The sequence below is a fragment of the Oceanihabitans sediminis genome (genome assembly GCF_003337215.1).
Classification (GTDB): Bacteria; Bacteroidota; Bacteroidia; order Flavobacteriales; family Flavobacteriaceae; genus Oceanihabitans; species Oceanihabitans sediminis.
Map to the genome: position 1 here is coordinate 478209 of NZ_QPIG01000001.1, position 20082 is coordinate 498290.

A 20082-nucleotide genomic window follows, 5' to 3' on the forward strand; every position below is an offset into this window, starting at 1 on the left:
TATTATATTTAAGCCGAATTACATTAGATTTGTACACACAAAAATAACCACTTTACTATTAGTAATTTAAAATTATTACTAAAATAGTCAGAATAATATATATAGATGCTAACATTTAACGGAAAACTTGGAATAGAAGACTTTTATAAAATAATTATTGAAAACAATAAAATTAAAGTTGAAGATTCCGTTTTTAAAACTGTAGAAGACAGTTTTAATTTTCTAAAAGAATTCTCCAAAAACAAAGTTATTTATGGTGTAAATACTGGTTTTGGGCCAATGGCACAGTATAAAATTAAAGATTCAGAACGTATTCAATTACAATATAATTTAATTCGTAGCCACGCATCTGGAACCGGAGAACCTATTGCACCACAATATGTAAAAGCGGCAATGCTTGCACGATTGAATACACTTTCTTTAGGAAACTCAGGAGTTCATAAATCTGTTATCGAACTAATGACCGAGCTATTAAATAGAGATATTACGCCATTAATTTATCAGCATGGTGGTGTTGGTGCAAGTGGAGATTTAGTACAACTTGCTCACTTAGCTTTAGTGCTAATTGGAGAGGGTGAAGTATTTTATAAAGGAGAAAGGTTAGCTACCAAGGAGGTTTTTGAAAAAGAAAACCTACAACCAATATCGGTTGAACTTCGTGAAGGTTTAGCACTAATGAATGGTACATCGGTTATGACTGGAATTGGTCTAGTAAACACAATGTACACAAGAAGATTATTAAACTGGATGATTTCTTGTTCTGCAGCAATTAATGAAATTGTAAAAGCTTACGATGATCATTTATCTGAAGAATTAAATAATTCTAAAAAACATAAAGGACAACGCGAAATTGCCAAAAGCATGCGTGAACACTTAAAAGATAGTAAGCTTACAAGAAAAAGAGAACACCACTTATATGATGTAAATAATGATGAGGTTTCCGTTTTTCAAGATAAGGTTCAGGAGTATTACTCTTTACGTTGTGTCCCACAGGTACTAGGACCTGTTTTAGACACGCTAAATAACGTGGAGCAGATTTTAATTGAAGAAGTTAATTCTGCTAACGACAACCCAATAGTAAACGTTAAAAAGAAGCATGTATACCACGGCGGAAACTTTCATGGCGACTATGTTTCTTTAGAGATGGACAAGCTAAAAATAGTGGTTACAAAAATGAGTATGCTTGCTGAAAGACAACTAAACTACTTACTAAACCCAAGCTTAAACAATATGCTTCCGGCGTTTGTTAACCTTGGCCAATTAGGTTTAAATTTTGGTATGCAGGGCGTGCAATTTACTGCAACCTCAACAACTGCAGAAAACCAAATGCTATCAAACCCAATGTACGTACATTCTATTCCTAACAATAATGACAACCAAGATATTGTTAGCATGGGAACCAACGCTGCTCTAATCACTAAAAAAGTGATTGAAAATGCTTTTGAAGTAATGGCTATTGAATTAATCACGGTTGTTCAGGCCATCGAATACTTAAAAGCACAAAACAAGGTCTCTTCAAAAACAAAAAAACTGTATGATGAGATTAGAGAAATTGTCCCTATATTTACTAAAGACGTGGTCATGTATCCGCATGTAAATAAGGTGAAAGAATATATTATGAACACACCATGTAACGCCTAATTCCAATAACTAAATCCTTAGTTTTCGGAAGCTAAAAATTATAAAAATCTCTTCGAAAAAGAATTGAAAAAAGAATATAAACAAATGAAGTGCGCTTTAATAACAGGAGGCTCTAGAGGCATCGGAAAATCAATTTGTATACAACTTGCAAAAGATACAGACTACCACATATTAATTAATTACAACAGCAACGAAGCTGCTGCAATAGACACATTAAAAGCTGTTCAAGAAGCTGGAAGTACAGGTGAAATTATGGCATTTAACGTAGCAGATGCAGAACAGGTGAAATCTAAATTAGATGCTTGGCAAGAAGCAAATCCGGATGCATTAATAGAAGTGATTGTTAATAATGCCGGTATTACAAAAGACGGTTTGTTTATGTGGATGCCCCAAGAAGATTGGCAAAACGTTATCAACACTTCCTTAAACGGATTCTTTAACGTCACCAATTATGCTATTCAAAAAATGCTTAGAAACCGCTTTGGTCGTATTGTAAATATAGCTTCGGTTTCTGGTGTAAAAGGAACTGCAGGACAAACTAATTATTCTGCAGCAAAAGGAGCAATTATAGCAGCAACAAAAGCCTTATCGCAGGAAGTTGCTAAAAGAAATATTACCGTAAACGCTGTGGCTCCTGGTTTTATAAAATCGGATATGACAGCAGACTTAGACGAAAAAGAACTTAAAAAATTAATTCCAGCAAATCGCTTTGGTGAAGCGCAAGAAGTGGCAGATTTAGTTTCCTTTTTGGTTTCAAAAAAGTCTTCTTATATTACTGGAGAAGTAATAAATATTAACGGAGGGATTTACTCTTAACACAATCTTATTATAAAGATGAAACGAGTTGTTATAACAGGAATGGGAATTTATTCCTGTATAGGAAAAAATTTAGAGGAGGTTAAAAACTCCTTATACCAAGGAAAATCAGGAATTATTTACGATCAAGAACGTAAAGATTTTGGTTATCGCTCCCCGTTAACAGGAATGGTAGAAACTCCTAATCTTAAAAAACAACTTACAAGAAGAGAACGAATTAGTTTGGGGGACGAAGGAGCTTATGCTTATGTAGCTACTATAGAAGCCTTAGAAAATGCTAAACTGACGCAGGATTATATAAACAAAAATGAAGTAGGCATCCTTTACGGAAACGATAGTACTGCAAAAGCTGTTGTAGATTCTGTAGATAAAATTAAGGAGAAAAAAGACACAACACTTGTTGGCTCAGGGGCTATTTTTCAAGCAATGAACTCTACCGTTACCATGAATCTTTCTACTCTTTTCAAACTTACCGGAGTCAACTTTACAATTAGTGCTGCCTGTGCTAGTGGGTCCCATGCAATTGGTATGGCTTACCAACTTATAAAAAGTGGATTACAAGATTGTATTATTTGTGGTGGAGCACAAGAAATAAACAAATATGCAATGGGTAGTTTTGATGGTCTTGGAGTATTTGCCATGAACCTTGAAAACCCTGAAAAAGCTTCCAGACCATTTGACAAAAACCGAGATGGTCTAGTACCTAGTGGAGGAGCGGCTACTTTAATTGTAGAAAGCTACGAATCTGCCGTAAAACGTGGAGCCCCAATTTTAGCCGAAATTATAGGTTATGGATTTTCTTCTAACGGAGAACATATCTCCACCCCTAATGTAGACGGCCCTTCAAAAGCAATGAGCAAAGCAATAGCGCAATCTAACTTAAAAGCTTCAGATATAGAGTACGTAAATGCTCATGCAACCTCAACCCTTGTAGGAGATGCCAACGAAGCTAAAGCTATTGTTAAAGTTTTTGGCGAAAATGGCCCCTATGTTAGCTCTACAAAATCTATGACTGGTCATGAATGCTGGATGGCAGGAGCTAGTGAAGTTATTTACTCCATGCTAATGATGCAAAATAACTTTATTGCACCTAATATCAACCTTGAAGAACCTGATGAAGATGCTAAAAAATTAAATCTAGTAAGTAAAACGATAGATAAAAAATTTGATGTATTTTTGTCCAATTCTTTTGGATTTGGGGGAACAAATTCAGCCTTAATAATAAAAAAATTATAACACAATATGACTAAAGAAGTTATTATTGATAAAATAAACGACTTTCTTATAGACGAATTTGAAGTAGAAGCAGATGATATTGCACCTGAAGCTAACTTAAAAGACACTCTAGAACTAGATAGTTTAGACTTTGTAGACCTTGTAGTTGCAGTAGAGTCTAACTTTGGCGTAAAATTAGTTGGAGAAGATTTTGTTAACGTAAAGTCACTTCAAGATTTCTACGATCTAATTGAAAACAAATTAGGTTAAACAACTTTACCTTTAAAATTTATGGCTACTGAGTGGCAAGGAAAATCCCGAGGCACCGTTCTTGGATACAAAATATTTGTTTTCAGTATGAAAACCTTCGGAATTAGCTCTGCTTATTTCATCCTCTATTTTGTAGCTTTTTACTTCTGTTTATTTTCTTCAGACAGCACAAGAGCAAGTTATTACTACTTCCGAAAAAAACGAAACTACTCCCTACTAAAAAGTTATATTAGTGTTTATAAAAGCTACTATGTTTTTGGACAAACCATTATTGATAAAGTAGCAATCTCTTCAGGATTAAGAGATAAATTCACATATGATTTTGACGGTGTAGAACTCCTAAATGAAGCCCTAAAACAAAAAAAAGGCGGAATACTTATAAGCGCCCATGTTGGTAATTTTGAAATTGCCGAACATTTTTTTGGAGACTTAGAAGAAAGCGCTTCTATTAGCATTTTAACTACAGATGCCGAACACTCTGCCATTAAAGAATACTTAGAAAGCATCACCGAAAAACCGAAAGTAAAACTCATTTTAATTCAAGAAGATCTAAGTCATATATTTGAAATAAATGCAGCATTAGCTAGAAACGAATTGGTGGTAATAACTGGTGACCGATATATAAAAGGTTCTAAGTATTTAACACAAGATTTATTAGGGGAACCCGCAAAATTTCCTGCAGGTCCTTTCATGATAGCCTCGCGCTTAAAAGTTCCTGTACTTTTCGTGTATGTAATGAAAGAAAGCAAGAAACATTACCATCTTTATACAAGAAAAGCTCAAGCAAAACACAGAGATGCTCAAGCCCTATTAGAGGAATACACACAAAGTGTTTCTTGGATGCTAAGCAAATACCCATTGCAGTGGTTTAATTATTTTGATTTTTGGAATTCGCTAGAAGAAAAAGAAGCTAAATAAACCTTTCCTTTTCAGAAAAGTTTCAACTTTTATATTATTTAATATTGAAGTTGTTTCTATATTTAGAGTTAAATTCAGAAATTACCAAAAACTTATCCTTTTGAAAAACGTTTTAGTTATACATTATTCGCAATCTGGACAACTTACAGAAATTGTAAACAACATTGTTTCCCCTTTATCAGATAATGATATACAAATAGACTACCATGAAATAAAAATGGAAAAACCTTTTCCATTTCCATGGAAAGAAGAGGATTTTTATGGCGCTTTCCCTGAAACTTTTCAGCAAGTACCAGAAGCTGTAAAACCGGTTTCAGCAGAAATATTAAACAAAAAATACGATCTTATAATATTAGGCTATCAGGTTTGGTACTTAACACCATCAATCCCTATTAATTCTTTTTTACAAACTTCAGATGCTGAAAAACTACTAAAAAACACACCAGTAATAACGGTTATTGGCTGTAGAAATATGTGGATTATGGCGCAAGAAAAAATGAAGAAGAAACTTTTAGACTTACAAGCTAACTTGGTAGGAAATATAGCTTTAATTGACAGACATTTAAACCATATTAGCGTTATAACTATTGCAAAATGGATGTTCTCTGGAAAAAAAGAAAGTTATCTAGGTATTTTCCCAAAGCCAGGAGTATCACAAAAAGACATTGACGAAGCCGTAAAATTCGGACCAATAATATTAAAACACTTACAAGAAAATAATTTCAACAATTTACAAGACGCACTATTAAAAGAAGAAGCAATAAAAATTAAACCATTCTTAGTAACTACAGATAAGCGTGCAAACATTATCTTTTCAAAATGGTCTAAATTAATACAATCTAAAGGCGATAAAAACAGTCCGAAAAGAACTTTTTGGGTAAAGTTTTTTAGTTATTACTTGTTATTTGCCATCTGGTTTATTGCTCCTATAGTTTTTATATTATTTTTAATAACTTACGTATTTTCAATGCATAAAATAAAAAAAGATAAAGTATATTATTCGTCAGTAAAATATATAGAGTAAATCAAAAAAATGAAGGAAGTTTACATCAACAAAATTTCGAAATATTTACCAAACCGTCCCATTTCCAACGATGAAATGGAAGAAAAGCTAGGTACAATAAACGGTAAAACTTCTAAAGGAAGGCGTATTGTTTTACGAAACAATAAAATTAAAACTAGATATTACGCCATAGATGATAATGGCAATATCACGCATAATAACGCGCAACTAACTAAAGAGGCTATAGTTGCATTGTGTGACGATGATTTTAAACTTGAAGATATTGAGTTGCTTTCTTGCGGAACCTCTAGTCCAGACCAAATATTACCATCGCATGCTGCTATGGTTCACGGATTTTTAAAAAATAGAAATCTAGAAATAAACTCCCCTTCAGGAGCTTGTGTTTCTGGAATGAACGCTCTTAAATACGGCTATATGTCGGTTTTAGCAGGACTAACCAAAAATGCCGTTTGCACAGGATCTGAAAGAACTTCCTCTTGGATGCTGTCTGATACTTTTGAAGAAGAAATAAAACACCTTGAAACCCTAGAAGACAATCCGATACTTGCTTTTAATAAAGACTTTTTACGTTGGATGCTTTCAGACGGGGCTGGGGCTTTTTTATTAGAAAGCGAACCTAAAGGGAAAAACCCATTAAAAATTGAATGGATAGAAGGCTACTCCTACGCTCATGAAATTGAAACATGCATGTATGCAGGAGCAGATAAATTAGAAAACGGATTCTTAAAACCATGGAGCGAATATCCTTCAGACCAATGGAGCAAGAAATCGCTCTTTGCCATGAAACAAGACGTTAAACTGCTTGGTGAAAATATTCTAGTAAAAGGAGTGGACAGTCTTAAAACAGCTATGAAAAAACACCATATTAAACCAGAAGATATAGACTATTATCTACCGCATGTTTCCTCTTATTATTTCAAAGAAAGTTTATATAAAGAAATGATAGAGCAAGAAGTTGAAATCCCATGGGAAAACTGGTTTATGAACTTAGATAAGGTTGGAAATATAGGTGCAGGTTCTATTTATATTATGTTAGAAGAACTTGCTAGTTCAGGGAAACTAAAAAAAGGAGAGAAAATATTACTTTCAGTACCAGAAAGCGCACGTTTTTCTTACGCTTATGCACTTTTAACTGTTTGCTAAATGGCCTTACCAATAAATAATATCTCGCATTTAATTCCACAAAAAACACCATTTGTTATGGTGGATACTTTAGTGGATTTCACTGCCGAAAAAGTAACTTCTAGTTTTACGATTTTAGACAGTAATCTTTTTGTAGAAAATGCGACTTTTTTAGAATCCGGACTAATAGAAAATATGGCACAAACCGTTGCTCTGCATACCGGATACAATTATTTTTTAAAAAATGAAGAAGCTCCAGTAGGATATATAGGGTCGATAAAAAAAGTAGCTATTTTAAAACTTCCTACATTAAACGAAACCATTACTACAGAAGCAACCATACTTCATGAATTTATGGGGGTAACTATGGTAGAAGTAAAAGCCTTCAATCAAAATAAGGAGGAAATTGCTTCAGCAGAAATGAAAACAGTTATAGCCAGCTAATGAATAAGTTTCAGTCACTAGATATTTCGAAATTTTTACCTCATCGTCCGCCATTTTTAATGGTAGACAAACTAATATCTATTGACGATGAACATGTACAAACTTCCTTTGAAATCAAAGAAGATGGCATTTTCATAGACGAAAACAAACAGTTTAATGAAGTTGGATTAATTGAAAATGCAGCACAAACCTGCTCTTCAATTGTTGGTAAAAGTTATTTTGAAGAAGATGATTTATCTGGAGAAGGCAATCAACTTATTGGCTTTATTTCAGCAATTAAAAAAGCCACCATTTTTGGAGTTCCTAAAATAGGAGACACAATTATTTCTAAAGCTAAATTAAAATCTAGATTCGATACAGAACAATATAGCATTTGCACATTAGAATGCACGATTGCTACTTCCAACAAAGAATTATTATCTTGTGAACTAAATCTGTTTATACAAGAAGTTAATAAGTAATTTCACCAATGAAAAAGAGCGAAGTACCTCAAGACAAAAGCAATTTAGAGTCTGCCAATTTAAGGGAGCTATGCTATGCAGTAGATGAAAATGGCGAATATACTACAGCTCACACCACTGGTTGGGACCCAAAAACTATAGCGCTAAACAATGCTATTGAAGAAATAAACCAACGTGTAGAAGAGGCTAAAAACAGAGTGCTAAATTACCAAACAAGCCCGATTGAGTATTATATGGAACTCCATAAAATGGACCTTCCTATTTTGGCGAGTTATGTCGGTTTATGGAAGTGGCGAGTAAAAAGACATTTCAAACCTAAAGTATTTAATAAATTATCAAACAAGCTACTTCAAAAATATGCTGACGTTTTTGAAATAAGCATTGACCAATTAAAAAACATAGAGCATGCAAATTAACTTTACACACCATCAATCAGCACATTGCGAAAATGGTGTGGTTTCAAACCTGATGAAACATCATGGTTTTAACGTAAGCGAACCAATGGTTTTTGGCATTGGCTCTGGCTTACTATTTTGCTACATTCCGTTTCTAAAAGTCAATCATGCTCCGGCAATTTCATACCGAGCAATGCCCGGTTTTATATTTAAACGTTTTGCTAAACGAGTAGGCATAAAAATTGAACGAGAGAAATTTAAAGACCCTAAGAAAGCGAAAGCTAGATTAGACGAAAATTTACAAAAAAACAATCCTGTAGGCTTACAAGTTGGAGTTTACAATTTAGTGTATTTTCCAGATGAATATCGTTTTCATTTTAATGCACACAACTTGGTGGTATATGGAAAAGAGGAAGACAAATACCTGATTAGCGACCCGGTAATGGAAACTGTAACCACCTTAACAGAAAATCAACTAGAAAAGGTTCGTTTTGCAAAAGGTGCATTACCACCTAAAGGGCACATTTACTACCCAACGGATTTCCCGAAAGAATTAGATTTAGAAAGAGCAATCGTAAAAGGAATTAAACATACCTGTAAAGATATGCTGGCTCCTATTCCTATTATTGGCGTAAAAGGAATTAGATACACAGCCAAGCAAATAAGAAAATGGCCTATAAAATTAGGCACAAAAAAAGCAAATCATTACTTAGGGCAAATAGTAAGAATGCAAGAAGAAATTGGTACTGGAGGAGGCGGATTTCGATATATTTTCGCTGCATTTTTACAAGAATCAAGCAAGGTTCTAAACAACCCTAAACTAGCGGAGCTTTCTAAAGAAATGACACAAATTGGTGATTTATGGCGTGATTTTGCGGTAGATGCCTCCAGAATTTACAAAAACAGAGGCGCTAAAGCAGATGGATATAATGATGTTGCCAAACAATTAGAAACTATAGCAGACAAAGAAGAAGTTTTCTTTAAAGCTTTAAAAAAGGCTATATAGTTATGATTCAAATTGATAAAATTTCTAAAAAATATAAAACTGCAGATGTTTTTTCAGTTTCTAATCTAGACCTGAACATTAGCGAAAATGAAATCTTCGGACTCCTTGGACCTAACGGAGCGGGAAAGACCACTTTGATTTCTATACTTTGCTCGCTAGTAAAACCAACCTCAGGTACATTTAGTATTAACGGACTTAACTACCAGCAAAATAAAAACGAACTAAAACAACTTATAGGGATTGTTCCTCAAGAATACGCTTTATACCCTACCCTAACTGCTTTTGAAAACTTAAAATACTTTGGAAGCATGTATGGCTTACATGGTAAAACATTAAAAAACAGAATAAACCAGTATTTAGAAATATTAGGATTATCGCAATTTGCCAATAAAAAAATAGATACTTTTTCTGGCGGAATGAAACGAAGAATAAACCTTATAGCAAGCATTTTACACGAACCAAAAGTTTTGTTTTTAGACGAACCAACCGTTGGTGTAGATGTTCAGTCTAAAAATGTAATTATAGAGTTTCTTCAAAACTTAAATAAAAAAGGAACAACTATAATTTACACTTCGCATCACTTAAACGAAGCAGAAACATTTTGTACTAGAGTGGCTATTATAGACCACGGAAAACTTATCACAAAAGGAAAACCAGCAGATTTAATTAGCAATCACGAAGGAGCGCATAATCTAGAAGATGTGTTTTTAAGATTAACAGGTAAAGCACTAAGAGACCATGCGTAAACTTTGGGCTTCGGCATATAAAGAGTATTTATTACTCATAAAAGACTTTGGAGGACTTGTGGTATTATTTATCATGCCACTGGTGCTTATTATCACGATAACGATTATTCAAGATAGTACCTTCAAAACTATTAGCGACACTACAATCCCAATATTAATTGTAGATAATGACCACGGAACGGTGGCACAAACTATTCAAGACGGTTTAGCAAATTCAAACACTTTTCAAATCATTGTAAAAGAAAACGAAACAATTGCTAGAGATTTAGTTTTCTCAGGAAAATACCAACTCGCTATTATCATCCCAGAAGATCTTTCATCCGATTTAGAGAAAAAGGTAAACCAAAATGTAGAAGGTATTATTGCTCAATTTGGCTTGGAAGATGAAGATAAATCAAAAAAAACTACTATTCCGAAGAAAGAAGTAAAATTATATTTTGATCCCGCCACTCAGGTTTCGTTTAAATCTTCCGTTAAAAACGGAATTGATAAAATGATATCAAAAATTGAAACGCAGTCTATCTACAAAGCCTTTCAGAAACAAATTTCAGACGATCCTTCCGAAGCTATCTTCGAAACAGAAAGCTTTATAAGTTTTAAAGAAATTTTACCTATAGTAGATGACGAGGAAATTAAACCAAATTCGGTACAGCACAATGTACCTGCTTGGACTTTATTTGCCATCTTTTTTATTATTGTTCCTTTATCCATCAATATTGTGAAAGAGAAAAGCCAAGGGACCTTTGTTCGTTTACGTACCAATCCTGTTTCTTACGCAACGGTTTTAGGAGGAAAAACACTTATTTACCTATGTGTTTGTATCATTCAGTTTATATTAATGCTGGCAGTTGGTGTATATTTATTTCCAATTATGGGGTTACCAACATTAGATGTTTCAGGAAGATTACCATTACTTTTCCTTGTAGCTATATTTTCTGGTTTAGCAGCAATAGGCTTAGGCTTATTACTAGGAACTATTGCAAAAACGCAAGAACAATCGGCACCTTTCGGAGCAACATTTGTAGTTATTTTAGCTGCTCTTGGTGGAGTTTGGGTTCCGGTGTTTATTATGCCTAAGTTTATGCAAACTTTGTCTAATATTTCTCCAATGAATTGGGGCTTAAATGCATTTTACGATGTATTTTTACGAAACACAGGACTTCTAGAGATTTTACCAGAAATAAGTTTACTATTCTTATTTTTTATAATCACCACATTAATTGCAATTGTATATAATGAAAAGAAAAACGCCGTCTAAATCCAAATTAATTGAACATACTAGTCAGGTACGTGTGCGTTTTGTGGAAACAGATCCCTTAGGAATTGTTTGGCACGGAAACTACATACAATACTTTGAAGATGGCAGAGAATCTTTTGGAAGAGAACATGGAATCTCCTACTTAGACCAAAAGGAACACGGCTATGCAACACCAATAGTAAAATCTAGCACAGACCACAAGCTTCCTTTGCGTTATGGAGATATTGCAACAATTAAAACCATTTATGTAGATAGTCCTGCAGCAAAAATGGTTTTTCGCTATGAAATATATAACCAAAACAATCAATTAGTTTGCACAGGAGAAACCGTTCAGGTTTTTGTTGATAAAATTGGGGAAGGTGACTTATCTTTAACTATTCCAGAGTTCTTTATGGAATGGAAAAAAAATGTTGGCTTATTAAATGACTAAAGTTTACGTTTCACATACTAATATTATTTCGTCCTTAGGTTTTAACACAGAAACTGTTGTAGAAAACATTCACAACGAAGTTTCTGGATTACAACGAATAGATGACAAATCTATTCTGCCAGAACCTTTTTATACTTCTTTAATTCCCACAGAAAAACTACAAGAAACCTTCAAAAAACTAAATCCTAAAGGAGATTATACTCGCTTAGAGCAAATGATGATTTCTTCCTTACATAAGGTTATAGAAGCTTCTAATATAGAATTGAATGACAGAGTCGGATTGATTATTTCCACAACCAAAGGAAATATTGATACACTAGACGAAAACAATCCGTTTCATAAAGACAGAGCTTATTTAAGCGAATTAGGAAATCAAATAAAAGATTTTTTTCATTTCAAAAACGATGCTATTGTAGTTTCCAACGCTTGTGTTTCTGGAATACTTGCTGTAGCAGTAGCAAAAAGATATATTGAACAAGGCGAATACGACCACGTATTTATTACTAGTGGAGATGTAATAACAGAATTTATCCTTTCCGGATTTAATTCTTTTCAAGCTTTAAGTAGTGAGCCTTGTAAACCTTATGATGCAAACCGAAAAGGAATTAATATTGGCGAAGTTGCTGCAAGCGTTTTAGTAACTAAAGACGCTAACAATTTAGCCGCTGAAGCAGTTAGTATATTAGGGGAAGGCTCTTGTAACGATGCTAACCATATATCCGGACCATCCAGAACAGGAGAAGGACTCTACAGAAGCATGCAGTCTGCCTTTAAACAAGCTGGTATTACTGCTGAAGAAGTAGATTTTATTTCTGCTCACGGAACAGCCACCATGTTTAATGACGAAATGGAAGCTATTGCTTTTAATAGATTGCAATTAGGAACCACTCCGCTAAATAGTTTAAAAGGCTATTTTGGACATAGTTTAGGTGCTTCCGGATTGGTAGAAACTATTGTAGGCATGCATTCCTTAAAAAACAATACACTTTACAAATCCTTAGGTTTTGAAAACTTAGGAGTTACTCAACCTTTACATGTAATTACAAAAACCACCAATAAACATATAAATAGATTCTTAAAAACAGCTTCCGGATTTGGAGGTTGTAATACAGCAGTCTTATTTGAAAAAACCAAATAAAATATGTCAACTCAATCTATAAAAGCAATAGATGCGATTCAAGAAGCACATAAAATTGCATTTGCTCCTTTTGTATTTCAAGCTACCGTTTCTTTAAGGAAACTAGGGATTTTTGACCTAATTTTTGAAAGAAGAAAAAAAGGAGGCATTACAGTTGAGGAAATTGCAGAACAATTACTTTTAAGTAGCTATGGTGTTGGCGTATTATTAGAAATTACAGAAAGCTCTAATATAGTTTCTAAAAACGAAACAGAACATTACGAACTTACAACCATTGGTTACTTTTTAGCATATAACGAAACGGTTAATGTAAATATAAACTTCACAAATGAAGTATGCTACAAAGGCTTGTTTCATTTAGACGAAGCAATAAAAACTGGCAAACCTTCCGGGTTAAAAGAACTAGGAAATTGGAGTACGGTTTACCAAGGCTTATCACAACTCACACCTTTACAACAAAAATCATGGCTTGAATTTGATCATCATTATTCCGATGATATTTTTAGCGATGCTTTAAAACTTCTATTTAAAAAAGAAAGAAAACATATATTTGATATTGGCGCTAATACAGGTAAATTCACCATACAATGTTGTACTCACAGCGAGCAAGTAAACATGACCATGATTGATCTTCCTGGTCAGTTAAAAAAAGCATTAGCCAATGTTAAAAAAGCTGGTTTTGACAAGCGAGTAAAGGGGCATGAAATAGATTGGCTTTCAGAAAATCCAACAATACCAACAGGAGCAGACACATTTTGGTTATGTCAGTTTCTAGATTGTTTTTCTAAAGCCGAAATTTTAAAAGTCCTTAAAACCTGTGTAAATTCTATGGATGAAAATGCGGAATTAATCATCGTAGAAACCTTTACAGACAGGCAAAAATTTGACAATGCTAAATTTATTTTAGAAGCCACTTCGCTTTACTTTACTGTAATTGCAAACGGAAACTCTAAAATGTATAAAGCTACAGAATTTCAAGAAATAGCTTCAGAAGCTGGTTTAAAACTAAAAGAAGATATCGCCATTGGTGAATACCATACCATGTTTACCTTTAGTAAAGCATAATACATGAATACAAATTATTATATAAAATCCTATTCTAGTATAAAGAACAATCAAGTTTCTTTAAATGGCTCTGTGGTATACCAAAAAGAGGAAGCTGCATTTTCAGAATTTATAAAAGCAGCCTATAAAGACCAAGAAACAAAATATCCTAAGTTTTTTAAAATGGATAAGCTAAGCAAGCTTGCTTTTTTAGCTGCAGATATTCTTTTGAAAAACGAAAACTTAGATCAAGAAAAAGACAAGGATATTGCCATTGTTTTTTCTAATAAAACATCAAGTTTAGATACCGATAGAAAACACCAAGAATCTATACAGAACAAAGAGAGCTACTACCCTAGCCCTGCTGTATTTGTTTATACTTTACCAAACATTTGTATTGGAGAGATAAGTATAAAACATAAACTGTATTCTGAGAATAGTTTTTTTATCTTTGAGAACTTTAACGCAGCGCATTTAACTACTTACACAAATAGTTTATTATCAAGCGGCAAAGCAGAACAAGTTCTTTGTGGTTGGGTAGAATTTGATACAGAAGATAACTACGAAGCATTTTTATATTTAGTATCTCCAAAAGGTACACTAGAACACAATAAACAAAACATACTTAAAATATATAATACGTAATATGGACGCATTAAAACAAGAATTAAAAGAAAATATCATAGAGCAATTAAACCTTGAAGATATGACTACAGAAGACATAGCAAATGATGATATGCTTTTTGGTGACGGATTAGGTTTAGACTCCATTGATGCTTTAGAACTAATTGTAATGTTAGATAAAAGCTATGGTATTAAGTTAACAGACCCAAAAGAAGGTCGTGCTATTTTTGAATCTATCAATACAATGGCTGCTTATATTACTGAACACAGAACAAAGTAAAAACGCTATTGTTAGTTAGAATTTGAGAATGAACAAAGGAGTTGCTATAACAGGAATGGGAATAATATCTGCCATTGGAAACAATGTTGCAGAAAACTACCAGTCGCTAATAAAAGGCGAGAAAGGAATTACTCGCGTTTCTAAAATTAAAACCAATCATGTAAATGATATTATGGTTGGCGAAATTGATTTTACAAACGAAGCATTAGAGCAACAACTTGGCTTATCTTCAGATAATAACTATTCTAGAACAGCTTTGCTAGGTGTTATTGCCGCAAAGCAAACAATTGCAGATGCAAAAATCACAGATATTAACGCTTACAAAACCGGTTTAATCTCCGCAACAAGTGTTGGTGGAATGGACATGACAGAGCGTTACTACTATGAGTACCTAGAAAATGAAGCTACTAGAAAATATATTAAAGGGCATCACGCAGGAGATTCTACTCAAAAAATTGCAAGTCAATTAGGTATTGAAAAAAGTTTAGTTACAACCATAAGTACCGCATGCTCTTCGGCTGCAAATGCCATTATGCTTGGAGCTCGTTTAATAAAAGCGGGAAAGCTAGACCGTGTAGTTGTAGGAGGAGCAGATTGTCTTTCAAAGTTTACCATCAACGGATTTAAAACCTTGATGATTTTATCTGATACCTACAACACTCCCTTTGACGAAAATCGAAAAGGACTAAACTTAGGAGAAGCAGCTGCCTTTCTAGTTTTAGAATCGGATAAAGTGGTTCAAGCTGAAAACAAAAAAGTACTCGCTTATGTAAAAGGCTATGGAAATGCCAACGATGCATACCACCAAACCGCTTCTTCCGAAAATGGAGATGGAGCAACACTTGCCATGCAAAAAGCTTTAGATGTTGCCAATTACACGCCAAAAGACATAGATTATATTAATGCACACGGAACTGCTACCGGAAACAATGATCTTTCAGAAGGAAGAGCTATCATAAGAATATTTGGAGAAGAAGTTCCGGATTTCAGTTCAACAAAAGCCTATACCGGACACACATTAGCGGCCGCTGGTGCTATTGAAGCTGTCTATTCTGTATTAGCATTACAAAACAATGTTATTTACCCGAATCTAAATTTTAAAACTCCAATGAAGGAGTTCCGTATCAAGCCACAACTAGAACTTAAAGAAAAAGCATTACAAACTGTTATGTCTAATTCCTTTGGTTTTGGAGGAAATTGTTCCACTGTTATATTTTCAAAAGAACAATAATGATGAAGAAAGTTTATATACAAAGTGTTGCTTCTATTTCTGCTCAAAAAACATTTGAAAAAGATTACTTTTTAGAAGAAATTGAAGATTATGAAGCTAATGTAATCAACGTTATCAATCCAGTTTACAAAGACTATATCCCACCTGCTGCTGCAAGACGTATGGCAAAAGGAATAAAAATGGGTGTTGTAGCATCAAAAATTGCTTTACATGACGCAGGACTAGAAAGCGTAGATGCCGTTATTACTGGAACAGGAATGGGATGTGTACGCGATTCTGAAAAGTTTGTAAGTGCTATCATAGATAACGACGAACAATACTTAACCCCTACTTCATTCATTCAATCCACCCACAATACCGTTGGAGGACAGATTGCATTAGAATTACAATGTAAAGGCTATAACTTCACCTATGTACATGCTAGTAATTCGTTTGAATCTGCTCTGTTTGATGCAAAGCTTCAGTTAGAATTAAACGAAGAAAAAAACATACTAATTGGCGGAGTGGATGAATTAGGAGATCATACCACAAAAATCAACAAACTAATCAATCACATTAAAGCGGAAGCTGTAAAATCTTCAGAATTATTAGTATCTAATACAACTGGTGCTGTTTATGGTGAAGGAGCAAATTTCTTTGTGCTTTCTAATGAAAAGAAAGATACTTGTTATGCAGAACTCGCTTCAGTAAAAATGTTTAATACTTTAGCCGAAGAAGAAGTTCTACAAGAATTCAAGCTATTTCTAAAGGAAAATAATTTAAAAGTCGAGGATATAGACCTTTTAGTGCTTGGTAATAATGGCGATATAGAATTTGACGGGTATTACAATAATCTTTCAAAAGAGTTCAACAATACGCAACAAGCTTATTATAAACATTTGTGTGGGGAGTTTCATACCGCATCTTCGTTTGCCTTTTGGTTAGCTTCAAAAGTTTTAAAAATACAATCTTTGCCAGAGGTTGCAAAGCTTAACCAAAAAACGATAGCTACTTACAAAACAGTTCTATTATACAACCAGTATCGTGGAGAAAATCACAGTTTCACTTTACTTAAAAAATGCTAAATTTTAAATCTGTAAATATTATTTCAGGCCTTATTCTATTAGGTTTGCTATTTACTTATAACATTTTTAGTTTTTCGGTTTTATGGTTGATATTCTTAGCTGTTGGTTGGCTTCTAATCACAATGGCTGGCTCAGCATTTATTGGTTGGAATTATCATTTCAACTCATTAAATTTTAATCCTAAGACAAATAAAAACTACATTGCAATTACCTTTGATGATGGTCCGAACCCGGAATACACTCCAAAAGTTTTAGCTCTTTTAAAAAAACACCATGCCAAGGCTACCTTTTTTTGTATTGGCAAACATATAGAAATGCATCCGGAAATTTTCAAAAGCATTATTGCAGAAGGACATACCGTTGCAAATCACACCTACTCCCATAGCAATAGTTTTGGTTTCTTTTCTACAAAAAAAGTTACTTCAGAATTAGAGCAAACTAACCAAATAATAAAAAAACACAGCGGATTAGAAGTTAAGCTTTATCGTCCGGCATTCGGAGTAACAAATCCAAATATTAATCGTGCTTTAAAAATCACTGGACTTCAATCGGTAGGGTGGAATAAACGCTCCTTAGACACCACAAAGCTAAAAGAAGAAACCGTTTTTAAACGAGTAACTAAAAACTTAAAAAAAGGGGATATTATTTTACTGCACGATACTAGCGACAAAAGCATTGCTGTTTTGGAACAGTTATTGTTATTTTTACAAGAAGAAAAATTAGAATCGGTAACAATCGATTCTCTATTTAATATAAAAGCATATGCCTAAGATATTTTACCTATTATTTTTCATGGTTTTCGCTACGCAAGCACAAACAAAAATGAGTAGTACGGAAGCAGATGCTTTAAAAACAAAGGTGAAAGCTTTAGCTTCTGCAACACAAACCATTTCTAGTGATTTTATACAATATAAACACCTGGATTTTTTAGATAATGCTATTGAGACTTCGGGAAAACTCGCCTTTAAATCTCCTAACTTATTAAAATGGGAATATGTAAAGCCTTTTAAATATTCGGTTTTATTTAAAGATCAAACACTGTTTATTAATGACGAAGGAAACAAAAGCAATGTAGATATTGGTAGTAACAAGATGTTTAAACAGTTAAACGAACTTATCATCAATAGCGTAAAAGGCGATATGTTTGATGAAACAGAATTCCGAATAGAATACTTCAAAAAAGAAGCAAACAGCTTGGTTTATTTCTTTCCAAAAGAGAAAAAATTTTCTAAATACATAGAAGCATTCCATATCCTTTTCAATGAAAAAGGAGACGTGGTGGAAGTAAAAATGATAGAACCCTCACAAGATTACACCAAGATTGTTTTCACAAACAAAGTTCTAAACCAAACAATAGACAATGCGGTATTTACTAATTAGCATTTGTTTTTTGGTAGTAAGCTGTGCTTCATTCCCTAAAAAAAACAACTTTCAAAATACTGCTATAACAGGTGATATAAACAATCCGTATTTTTCTAACACAAATAAGGATTACGTTTATAAAGCGAATATAGAAGTATACAACAATAGCTTCGGTGGTTTGCTAATTATTAAAAAAACTGGCGAACAGAAACATAGAATTGTTTTCACTACAGAAATGGGAAACAAATTATTTGATTTTCTTTTTGAAAAAGACAACTTCAAAGTAAACTACATCCTGGAGGAACTTGACAGAAAAATACTGATCCAAGTTCTAAAAAAAGATTTTCAAGTTTTAGTTACCAAAAACTTAAAAACACAAGAAGCTTTTACTTCCAACAACCAAACAGTAAAAAAAACAACTCTTGCTAATAAAAACTATTACTATTTTGAAACTCCGAAACTAACCAAAGTTATAAGAGCTAATAGTAGAAAAGAAAAAGTAAGGTTTCTGTTTACAGAAATAAATGATAATATTGCAGAACACATAGAGATTGTACACACTAATATTAAGTTGAAAATCAATCTTAAATCCATAACAGAATGAAAAAAGCCCTATTAAGTTTAGCCTTATTGGTAACAAGTAGCATTGCAATTGCTCAGGTAACCGTGAGCCCGGGAATAAAAGCAGGTATAAATAAGTCTAATATTAGTGATATGGAAGGAACTTCTTCTAAAACAGGCTTTCATGCAGGACTGTTTGTTAATTTAGACCTAGCTAGTTTTTATGAACTTCAGGTAGAAACCACCTACTCCAACCAAGGAGCTAAAGTAAAAAACTACAGTTTAGATAATTACCAAGGAGATGTAATTATAAACGAAAATGGCACTTCCGATTTAAACTTAGATTATCTATCTATCGGTATTGCAAATAAATTCTTTATTGTAAAAGATTTAGGGGTCCACTTTATTGTAGGACCAACCATTGATATCCTTTTAAAGGATGATTTTGGAGACTCTACTCCAATAGACTTCTCCTTTTTTGGAGGTGTTGGTTATGAATTTCCATTCGGACTGGCTATCGAAGCAAGATACAAACAAGGGATTATCGATTTAGATGATGGCTTAACTACCTTTGGAAGCGAAAATACCGAATACGATAAAAACTATTTAAATGGTGTACTTCAACTTGGAGTGGCTTATAAATTCGACTTTAGAAAATAAACCATGCAGTTAAAAGACTTTTACAAAATAAACAATCTAGAGGTAGACAAAAACTTGGCTACTGCTAATATTACTATAAACAAAGAGCACGATATTTTTAAGGGGCATTTCCCAGGAAACCCTGTGACTCCCGGAGTTTGTATGATGCAAATTATTAAAGAGTTGACAGAACAGATTGTTGATAAAAAATTAATGATGCAGACATCTAGCAATATTAAATTTATGGCAATTATAAATCCTGAGAAAACGCCAGACTTAGTATTAACTCTAGATATAAGAGAAACCGAAACAGGTTATAAAGTCAAAAACACTACCACTTTCAACGAAACTGTGGCATTAAAATTGACAAGTAATTTTATAGAAAAATAAAAT

General features: G+C 33.4%; 25 protein-coding genes. All 25 read left to right on the top strand.

Annotation, left to right across the window (positions count from 1 at the left end):
• The first annotated feature begins 105 nt into the window (after positions 1 to 105).
• The 25 genes from DU428_RS02100 to DU428_RS02220 all read left to right on the top strand — a co-directional run bounded on the left by DU428_RS02100 (position 106) and on the right by DU428_RS02220 (position 20079).
• Positions 106 to 1641, top strand: coding sequence for an HAL/PAL/TAL family ammonia-lyase (locus DU428_RS02100; RefSeq protein ID WP_113965696.1), 1536 nt, complete (start codon positions 106 to 108; stop codon positions 1639 to 1641).
• An 84-nt stretch (positions 1642 to 1725) separates the two neighbouring features.
• Positions 1726 to 2457 carry a 3-oxoacyl-ACP reductase FabG gene (fabG, locus tag DU428_RS02105; RefSeq protein WP_113965697.1) on the top strand — a complete coding sequence of 244 codons (732 nt, stop codon included), beginning with the start codon at positions 1726 to 1728 and terminating at the stop codon, positions 2455 to 2457.
• 18 nt (positions 2458 to 2475) lie between these two features.
• Positions 2476 to 3693 (top strand): beta-ketoacyl-[acyl-carrier-protein] synthase family protein, encoded by a 1218-nt coding sequence (locus DU428_RS02110; RefSeq protein ID WP_113965698.1) that lies wholly within the window; start codon positions 2476 to 2478, stop codon positions 3691 to 3693.
• A 6-nt stretch (positions 3694 to 3699) separates the two neighbouring features.
• Positions 3700 to 3942: an acyl carrier protein gene (locus tag DU428_RS02115; RefSeq protein ID WP_072348091.1), complete on the top strand. Its 243-nt coding sequence runs from the start codon at positions 3700 to 3702 to the stop codon at positions 3940 to 3942.
• Between the two features lie 21 nt (positions 3943 to 3963).
• Positions 3964 to 4860, top strand: a complete 897-nt coding sequence (locus DU428_RS02120; RefSeq protein WP_113965699.1) for an LpxL/LpxP family acyltransferase — start codon at positions 3964 to 3966, stop codon at positions 4858 to 4860.
• A 100-nt stretch (positions 4861 to 4960) separates the two neighbouring features.
• A complete protein-coding gene (locus tag DU428_RS02125; protein WP_072348087.1) occupies positions 4961 to 5884 on the top strand; it encodes an NADPH-dependent FMN reductase family protein in 924 nt (307 codons plus the stop codon).
• Between the two features lie 9 nt (positions 5885 to 5893).
• Positions 5894 to 7027 carry a beta-ketoacyl-ACP synthase III gene (locus DU428_RS02130; protein ID WP_072348085.1) on the top strand — a complete coding sequence of 378 codons (1134 nt, stop codon included), beginning with the start codon at positions 5894 to 5896 and terminating at the stop codon, positions 7025 to 7027.
• A complete protein-coding gene (locus tag DU428_RS02135; RefSeq protein ID WP_072348083.1) occupies positions 7028 to 7450 on the top strand; it encodes a hypothetical protein in 423 nt (140 codons plus the stop codon).
• The gene (locus DU428_RS02140; protein WP_072348081.1) at positions 7450 to 7911 is read left to right on the top strand and encodes an ABC transporter permease; all 462 of its coding nucleotides are present in this window, start codon (positions 7450 to 7452) and stop codon (positions 7909 to 7911) included. Before DU428_RS02135 ends, DU428_RS02140 begins: the two co-directional genes overlap by 1 nt.
• An 8-nt stretch (positions 7912 to 7919) precedes the next feature.
• Positions 7920 to 8327, top strand: a complete 408-nt coding sequence (locus tag DU428_RS02145) for a hypothetical protein (protein ID WP_072348079.1) — start codon at positions 7920 to 7922, stop codon at positions 8325 to 8327.
• Positions 8317 to 9312 carry a BtrH N-terminal domain-containing protein gene (locus tag DU428_RS02150; protein WP_072348077.1) on the top strand — a complete coding sequence of 332 codons (996 nt, stop codon included), beginning with the start codon at positions 8317 to 8319 and terminating at the stop codon, positions 9310 to 9312. The genes DU428_RS02145 and DU428_RS02150 overlap by 11 nt, the downstream gene beginning before the upstream one ends.
• A 2-nt stretch (positions 9313 to 9314) precedes the next feature.
• Positions 9315 to 10058 (top strand): ABC transporter ATP-binding protein, encoded by a 744-nt coding sequence (locus DU428_RS02155; RefSeq protein WP_072348075.1) that lies wholly within the window; start codon positions 9315 to 9317, stop codon positions 10056 to 10058.
• Positions 10051 to 11316, top strand: a complete 1266-nt coding sequence (locus DU428_RS02160) for an ABC transporter permease (RefSeq protein WP_072348073.1) — start codon at positions 10051 to 10053, stop codon at positions 11314 to 11316. The genes DU428_RS02155 and DU428_RS02160 overlap by 8 nt, the downstream gene beginning before the upstream one ends.
• Entirely contained in the window at positions 11294 to 11746 is a 453-nt protein-coding gene (locus DU428_RS02165; RefSeq protein ID WP_113965700.1) for an acyl-CoA thioesterase, read from the top strand. Before DU428_RS02160 ends, DU428_RS02165 begins: the two co-directional genes overlap by 23 nt.
• Entirely contained in the window at positions 11739 to 12884 is a 1146-nt protein-coding gene (locus DU428_RS02170) for a beta-ketoacyl-[acyl-carrier-protein] synthase family protein (protein WP_113965701.1), read from the top strand. Before DU428_RS02165 ends, DU428_RS02170 begins: the two co-directional genes overlap by 8 nt.
• 3 nt (positions 12885 to 12887) lie before the next feature.
• Positions 12888 to 13949, top strand: coding sequence for a methyltransferase (locus tag DU428_RS02175; protein ID WP_113965702.1), 1062 nt, complete (start codon positions 12888 to 12890; stop codon positions 13947 to 13949).
• A gap of 3 nt (positions 13950 to 13952) precedes the next feature.
• A complete protein-coding gene (locus DU428_RS02180; RefSeq protein ID WP_113965703.1) occupies positions 13953 to 14573 on the top strand; it encodes a 3-oxoacyl-ACP synthase in 621 nt (206 codons plus the stop codon).
• A gap of 1 nt (position 14574) precedes the next feature.
• Positions 14575 to 14832, top strand: a complete 258-nt coding sequence (locus tag DU428_RS02185) for a phosphopantetheine-binding protein (RefSeq protein ID WP_072348066.1) — start codon at positions 14575 to 14577, stop codon at positions 14830 to 14832.
• A 28-nt stretch (positions 14833 to 14860) separates the two neighbouring features.
• On the top strand, positions 14861 to 16063 hold the full coding sequence (locus DU428_RS02190) for a beta-ketoacyl-[acyl-carrier-protein] synthase family protein (RefSeq protein ID WP_113965704.1): 1203 nt from the start codon (positions 14861 to 14863) through the stop codon (positions 16061 to 16063).
• 2 nt (positions 16064 to 16065) lie between these two features.
• Positions 16066 to 17127, top strand: coding sequence for a beta-ketoacyl synthase N-terminal-like domain-containing protein (locus DU428_RS02195; RefSeq protein ID WP_113965892.1), 1062 nt, complete (start codon positions 16066 to 16068; stop codon positions 17125 to 17127).
• Complete coding sequence (locus DU428_RS02200) at positions 17121 to 17897, top strand: polysaccharide deacetylase family protein (RefSeq protein ID WP_072348060.1); 777 nt, start codon at positions 17121 to 17123, stop codon at positions 17895 to 17897. The genes DU428_RS02195 and DU428_RS02200 overlap by 7 nt, the downstream gene beginning before the upstream one ends.
• The gene (locus DU428_RS02205) at positions 17890 to 18507 is read left to right on the top strand and encodes a LolA family protein (protein ID WP_072348058.1); all 618 of its coding nucleotides are present in this window, start codon (positions 17890 to 17892) and stop codon (positions 18505 to 18507) included. The genes DU428_RS02200 and DU428_RS02205 overlap by 8 nt, the downstream gene beginning before the upstream one ends.
• Positions 18488 to 19093 carry a hypothetical protein gene (locus tag DU428_RS02210; RefSeq protein WP_072348056.1) on the top strand — a complete coding sequence of 202 codons (606 nt, stop codon included), beginning with the start codon at positions 18488 to 18490 and terminating at the stop codon, positions 19091 to 19093. The genes DU428_RS02205 and DU428_RS02210 overlap by 20 nt, the downstream gene beginning before the upstream one ends.
• Entirely contained in the window at positions 19090 to 19710 is a 621-nt protein-coding gene (locus DU428_RS02215; RefSeq protein ID WP_072348054.1) for a porin family protein, read from the top strand. The genes DU428_RS02210 and DU428_RS02215 overlap by 4 nt, the downstream gene beginning before the upstream one ends.
• A 3-nt stretch (positions 19711 to 19713) precedes the next feature.
• On the top strand, positions 19714 to 20079 hold the full coding sequence (locus DU428_RS02220) for a hotdog family protein (protein WP_072348052.1): 366 nt from the start codon (positions 19714 to 19716) through the stop codon (positions 20077 to 20079).
• The last annotated feature ends 3 nt before the right edge of the window (positions 20080 to 20082 follow it).